Origin of the sequence: Anaerofustis stercorihominis, assembly GCF_005844425.1 — a bacterium.
Taxonomy (GTDB): Bacteria; Bacillota; Clostridia; order Eubacteriales; family Anaerofustaceae; genus Anaerofustis; species Anaerofustis butyriciformans.
Map to the genome: position 1 here is coordinate 22565 of NZ_SPHL01000026.1, position 6511 is coordinate 29075.

7 protein-coding genes and 2 tRNA genes are annotated in these 6511 nt (G+C 28.3%); 2 read left to right on the plus strand and 7 right to left on the minus strand.

Features of this window, described 5'->3' with window-relative positions; all coding sequences use genetic code 11:
• The first annotated feature begins 28 nt into the window (after nucleotides 1-28).
• Nucleotides 29-1096 carry a peptide chain release factor 1 gene (gene prfA / locus FGQ49_RS07370; protein ID WP_138269227.1) on the plus strand — a complete coding sequence of 356 codons (1068 nt, stop codon included), beginning with the start codon at nucleotides 29-31 and terminating at the stop codon, nucleotides 1094-1096.
• A gap of 29 nt (nucleotides 1097-1125) precedes the next feature.
• Here the strand turns inward: prfA and FGQ49_RS07375 are convergent, their stop codons facing one another.
• The gene (locus FGQ49_RS07375) at nucleotides 1126-2139 is read right to left on the minus strand and encodes a glucosaminidase domain-containing protein (protein ID WP_171020638.1); all 1014 of its coding nucleotides are present in this window, start codon (nucleotides 2137-2139) and stop codon (nucleotides 1126-1128) included.
• 169 nt (nucleotides 2140-2308) lie between these two features.
• On the opposite strand from FGQ49_RS07375, the gene FGQ49_RS07380 reads away from it, so the two are divergent.
• The gene (locus FGQ49_RS07380; protein WP_138269229.1) at nucleotides 2309-2893 is read left to right on the plus strand and encodes a hypothetical protein; all 585 of its coding nucleotides are present in this window, start codon (nucleotides 2309-2311) and stop codon (nucleotides 2891-2893) included.
• 26 nt (nucleotides 2894-2919) lie between these two features.
• On the opposite strand, the gene FGQ49_RS07385 is transcribed toward FGQ49_RS07380, so the two are convergent.
• The 6 genes from FGQ49_RS07385 to FGQ49_RS07410 form a co-directional block, all read right to left on the minus strand.
• Nucleotides 2920-3561, minus strand: coding sequence for a flavin reductase (locus FGQ49_RS07385; RefSeq protein ID WP_138269230.1), 642 nt, complete (start codon nucleotides 3559-3561; stop codon nucleotides 2920-2922).
• 45 nt (nucleotides 3562-3606) lie between these two features.
• Nucleotides 3607-4350 carry an SDR family NAD(P)-dependent oxidoreductase gene (locus tag FGQ49_RS07390; protein WP_138269231.1) on the minus strand — a complete coding sequence of 248 codons (744 nt, stop codon included), beginning with the start codon at nucleotides 4348-4350 and terminating at the stop codon, nucleotides 3607-3609.
• Nucleotides 4351-5154: 804 nt separating this feature from the next.
• Nucleotides 5155-5246 (minus strand) — tRNA-Ser (locus FGQ49_RS07395).
• A 36-nt stretch (nucleotides 5247-5282) separates the two neighbouring features.
• Nucleotides 5283-5371, minus strand: a tRNA-Ser gene (locus FGQ49_RS07400).
• A gap of 75 nt (nucleotides 5372-5446) precedes the next feature.
• On the minus strand, nucleotides 5447-6259 hold the full coding sequence (gene proC, locus FGQ49_RS07405) for a pyrroline-5-carboxylate reductase (protein ID WP_138269232.1): 813 nt from the start codon (nucleotides 6257-6259) through the stop codon (nucleotides 5447-5449).
• Nucleotides 6260-6272: 13 nt separating this feature from the next.
• Nucleotides 6273-6511, minus strand: a 239-nt coding sequence (locus FGQ49_RS07410) for a M48 metallopeptidase family protein (protein ID WP_138269233.1), incomplete at its 5' end; no start/stop codon positions are given.

Sequence of the window (6511 nt, forward strand, 5' to 3'; positions counted from 1 at the left end):
TTCCATAAGAGAACACGGAGGGGTATATATGTTAGAAAAATTAAAATCTATAGAAAACAGATTTAATGAAGTAAATAAAGATATTATAAATCCTGAAATTATGAATAACCACGAGTTATATACGCAGTTATTAAAAGAACATTCTCATTTAGAACCAATTGTTAATGCATATAAAAAATATGCAAGTGTTATGGAACAGTTAAGTGAAAATAAAGAAATGCTTAACGAAAGCGATGATGATGAATTCAAAGAAATGATTCTTGATGATATTGCAGATTTAAACAATCAAAAAGATGAACTTGAAAAAGAAATAAAGATATTACTAATTCCGAAAGACCCTAACGATGAAAAGAACGTTATCGTTGAAATCAGAGCCGGGGTTGGAGGAGATGAAGCTGCTCTTTTCGCTGGAGATCTTCTTAGAATGTATACAAGATATGCAGAAAGAAAGAATTGGAAAGTTGAAATGTTATCAACTAACGAAATCGGTATTGGAGGATATAAAGAAGCTGTATTCTCTATTCAAGGAAAAGGTGCTTACTCAAGACTTAAATATGAAAGCGGAACACATAGAGTTCAAAGAATACCTGACACTGAATCAAGCGGAAGAATTCACACATCAGCAATAACAGTTGCAGTTTTACCTGAAGCTGAAGATGTTGAAGTAAATATTGATCAAAATGATTTAAGAATTGACGTTTACCGTTCAAGCGGTAACGGCGGACAAAGTGTAAATACTACTGACTCTGCAGTTAGAATTACACATATTCCATCAGGTATCGTTGTTGCATGTCAAGATGAAAAATCACAACTTAAAAACAAAGATAAGGCTTTAAAAATATTAAAAGCAAGATTATTTGAAATTGAACAAAGAAAGCAACAAGAAGCAATTGCAAGTGACAGAAAAAGCCAAATAGGAAGCGGAGACAGATCTGAAAGAATCAGAACATACAATTTCCCTCAAGGCAGAGTTACAGATCATAGAATAGGATTAACATTATATAAATTAAATGATGTACTTGATGGAGATATAGACGAATTCATCGACAACTTAATTGTTAAAGATCAATCAGAACAAATGGGAATAGAAGAATAAAAAAAGAGGACTGGTAACAGTCCTCTTTTTTATAATTTATTTAATGCTGAATTTCTTTTTTCACTTATAATACTATAATAGTTATACATATTTCTTGCAACCTTATCATCCCATGTTGAACTTGAAGCATATCTTTTATTTACATCACTTATAGTTTTACCATTATATAAAGATGCACCTTCTTTTAAATAATTATTTGCAAGTCCTTTTGCAACATCATCAATACATTCTGCTTTTGAAGAATATCCGCTTGAACCATAACCAAACATATTATTTGGTTTAAAGCATATTGTTCCGTTCGCACTTTCCATTGAAGCAATTGCAACAAGAAACAAACAATTAACTCCATAATCTTCTTCCGCCTTTACAAAAGCTTCTTCAAGCCCCACAAGATTTTGTTTTGTTATATAACTTAATTCTTTAGCGGTTACACCGCTTGGTTTGCTTACATCCATACTGTAAATTTCACTTAAAGAATAACTTTTCAGCTTTTCTTCTTTCTTCACTTTACTTACTGTATATTCACGTAAACTATCTGCAATATTTACTTCTTTGGCATTAGCAGCAACATTAACAGCCTTTTGTTTTTCAAGTTCAATTGCATTATATTTTATATCATTATATTTATATACACCTATACCAGTCGTTAAAATACAACCACATAATACTATAGCTGTAATTTTTAAAATTTTCTTTTTTTGTTTTTCCTTTGGAATTGCTGTCTTTAATTCTTTTTCAACATGTTCCAGTTCTTCTTTTATCTTTTTTACATCACTTATTATTACATCATTATTATTTTCTACTTCCTTTTTATCCTCATTTTCATGAGAAAATTCTTCGATAGTTTCTTCTATTAGCTTTTCGGCATTTTCAAGGTCTAAAAGTGCACTTTCAAAAGATATGTCTTCACTATCAAAAGAAGCTATATTTTTATTTGTAATTTCATTAACTTCATCTTTAACTTCTTTTTTTTCATCTTTTAAAGTATCTTTTATTATACGATGACGCATTAAAAATTCTTTTTCTCTCTTATTCAGCCTCATCGTTTTTTTCACTTTAACTTTTTTATTTTTCATTTATATTTCCTTTATATAATTAGAACTATTTGAAGATATTTTACTTCTTTTATAAATAAATGTCAAAAATTTAATTATTTTATTGAAAGATACAAATTTTATATATACAATATAACTATTAAAGTGAGGTAAAAACATGAAAAAATTAGTATCTCTTTTATTAACATTATTAATTATTTTAAGTCTTTTCGGATGTACTTTTGTAAAACCGGAAGAAAAAACAGAAGAATTTTTATCTGCAATAAAATCAGGGAATAAAGATATTTTGATGGGATATGCAGATAATGAATATATAAATATGCTCGTAAACTCTTCTGGAGATGAAGAAACATTAAATAAAATATATACGAACCTTTTCAAAAATTTTAGTTATAAAATTATTTCTACATCAATAGATGAAAAAACAGAAAATGCAAATATTAAAGTAGAAATAACAAATGTAAGTTTTAAAAATGTACTAAAAAATTATGAAAAAGAATCTTATGATTATATTGTAGACAATTTATATTCTTCATCAAAAACAAAAAAATCAAATTTAAACAATCAATGCCTAAAAATTCTAGCAAATGAAATAGAAGATGCAGCAAAATCAACCAAAACAACTACACAAACTGTAGAAATAAAACTTACGAAAAATGAAAATTACAGTTATGATCTAACGATTGACGATACATTAATGGATGCATTGACAGGAGGCTTAATAAGCAGCATAAAAAAATAAAAGACACTTTTAAAGTGTCTTTTTTATTATTCTACTTTTTTAAATTTATCCGGTCCTGCTCCACAAATAGGACATTTATAATCTTCTGGAAGAGGATCTCCTTCATAAACATATCCACAAATAGTACATACGTATTTTACACCATCATATTTTTTTTCTTCTTCTTTTTCAGGTATATAAGTAGGTGCATTTTTTGCTGTTTTACCTCTTATAACTTCATGATAATATGCATATGTCATTTGTCTCTTAGATTCATCATAAACCTCACCTGCGATAACTTTTCCTAAAAATACAGTATGAGTGCTTGTTTCCATTTTATCAATTACTTCACATACAACATAACCGGCACTATCTTTTACAACAGGAACACCTTCAACCATTTCATAATCAACATTTTCAAACTTATCATTGTCTTTACCACTTTTAAATCCAAAATTTCCAATCAAATCAGGATTTGAATTTTCACTTAAAATTGAAAATGCAAATTTTCCTGTTTTTTCTATACAACCATTCGTATAGTTATTATGATTTACGCTCAAAGCTATTGTTGCAGGCTCAGAAGTAATTTGCATAATACTGTTTACTGTACATCCAGTTGGTCTTTCACCATCCATTGTTGAAGCAATATATACTCCATAAGACATTTTTCTAAAAATATTTACGTTCATTTTTTCACCTTATTTCCTTTATTATATTTTATTTATATACATTGTTTAAGTCATTGCAGCACCGTCAACTGATAGAACAGCTCCATTTATATAGCTAGCCATATCACTTGCTAAAAATAGGAATGCATTTGCGATATCTTCAGCCTCGCCAACCCTTCTTAAAGGAATAGTTGCAATTAAAGGTTTTATAAGTTCTTCTGGTAATGCTGCTACCATATCTGTATTAATAATACCTGGAGCAACAGCATTTACTCTGATATTATCTTTGCCAAGCTCTCTAGCCAAAGATTTTGTAAGTCCATTAATAGCAGATTTTGATGCAGGATAACCAACACCAGATGGTTGTCCATATATGCTTACCATAGAACTAGTATTTAATATAACGCCACCTCCTTGTTCTTTCATGATTTTAGCAACTTCTTTAGATGCATTAAATGCTGCTGTAAGATTCAAATTAATAATTTTCTCAAAATCTTCCAAACTATAATCATAAATACTATTTCTTGCAGACATTCCTGCATTATTTACTAAAATATCAATTTTGCCAAATTTACTCTTTATTTCTGAAAAAGCTTCTCTAATTTCTTTTTCACTTGTTAAATTTGGATACATCCCAATAACATCATAACTTTTATTTTCCTCATTTAGTTTTGCTAATGCTTTATTAACCGTTTCTTCTCTTGAACCAAATAACACAACTTTAGCTCCATTTTTCAAAAATGTTTTTACAGTAGCAAAACCTATTCCTCTTGTTCCCCCTGTAACTACTGCCACTTTATTTTTTAACATATCTATTCACCTCCTAAATAACAAATCTATATTAACGTATATTTGTATTTAATTTAATTGTTTACATAAGTATACTCTCTTTAAAATAAAAAGTCAAGTAAATTAGAACAATTCTAATTTAATTTGCATTATATATTCTAAATATATTTACATTAAAATGTATATCCGTATTTCAGATTGATTAAGTAAATGTTTATAAGAATCAAAGATATACCCAATAATTTATTAAATATAAAATTATAATAAATTTATATACTTATTTTAATTAAATAAAAAAATAAACATTTTTTTATAAACAGCTTATAGTTAAATACACATAAAACAAATGCTTATTTAATAATACCCTATTATTAAGCTGAAATATTACTTAAATAAAATAAACTTTTAAAACATATTATCCATAAAACTAAGACATACATTTATAAGTTTAACTGACATCGATTTACCTTTAAAAACTCTTAAAGATATTATGGGATACAGTAAAACAATGAACACAGTTAAAACTTATGGCCATACATTAGACGTAGAAATGGAAAAAGCAAATCAAATTATAAATAACAAATTTACTGAAATATTAGAAAATAAGTTTAATTAAAATACCGCACTTTTGACCGCACTTTTAACCAGACATTTAACCACACTTTTAAATATTTGAATAGATATTTTAGATATTTTAAATATTTATATAAATAAAAAAAAGGCTTAAACCCCTTTAAAATAACGTATTTGAATATTTTAAAAATTTATGTAAACAAAAAAAACTGAAAACTCTTTATAACAAAGTGTTTTCAGATTAAAAGCAAATGGCGGAGAAGGAGGGATTTGAACCCTCGCGCCGCTTGCGCGACCTATACCCTTAGCAGGGGCACCTCTTCGGCCAACTTGAGTACTTCTCCGAATTCTATATAAAAAAAAAGATATTAAACTCTTAATGGCCGAGAGGGTGGGATTCGAACCCACGTGGGCTTGCACCCTAACGGTTTTCAAGACCGCCCCGTTATGACCACTTCGGTACCTCTCGGTTTTCATCAAGCTTAATTATATTATCATATGGATAATACTTTGTCAATATCTTTTTTAATCTTTTTTAATCTTTTTATTTTTTATTACTCATTTCTAAAGTTTTATTTATACTTGCAAGTAATGCATCTATTACAACCCCTCTGAAACCAGCTTTTTCAAGAACATTTACACCTTTTATAGTCGTTCCCCCCGGAGAACAAACATTATCTTTTAATGCACCTGGGTGTTCCCCGCTTTCTAAAACCATCTTTGCTGAACCAAGAACCATTTGTGCAGCAAGCTTATATGCTAAATCTCTCTTAACTCCGCTTTCAACAGCAGCGTCTGCCAAAGCTTCAATATACATATATGTATAAGCAGGACCACATCCGCTTAAACTTCCGGCTGTATCAATTAGTGCTTCTTCAACTATTTCACTCTTACCAAAACTATTAAATATTTTTACTACATTTTCTACATCCTCATTTGTAGCTTTTTTATTAGCTGTTATTAGTCCCATTCCTTCTCCAACAAGTGCAGGAGTATTTGGCATGGTTCTTATTATTCTTAGTTCCCTACCAAACATATCTTCTATATTTTCTATTGTCTGCCCTGCTGCAATTGTTACAATAAGTTTATTTTCATCAACAACATCTTTTATTTCATCTATAACAGTTTTATAAACATTTGGTTTAACTGCTAAAAAGATAATATCTGTTTTTTTTGCAACATCTTTATTATCTTTGCTTGTATTTACACCATATTTTTCTTTAACCAAATTTATTGTCTTATCAGAAACTGCAGTGGTATATATATTATCTTTACTTACAAGCTTACTATCAATCATACCTCCAATAATAGCTTGAGCCATATTTCCGCTGCCTATAAATCCAATTTTTACATTCATAACTATCTCCTTTTTATATTAAAAACCATTTATTTGAATAATTAAAATTTTTCTTTAAATAATTTGAATATTCTTTATAATTTGGACAAACCTTGTAAAGAAGTTCATAAAATCTTTTTTGATGATTCATTTGTTTTATATGACAAATCTCATGATATAAAACACTTTTTATAATTTCTATATCATATTTCATTAAAGCAAGATTTAAACATATTGAATTTGTTTTCTTTGAATAACTTCCAAACCTGCTTT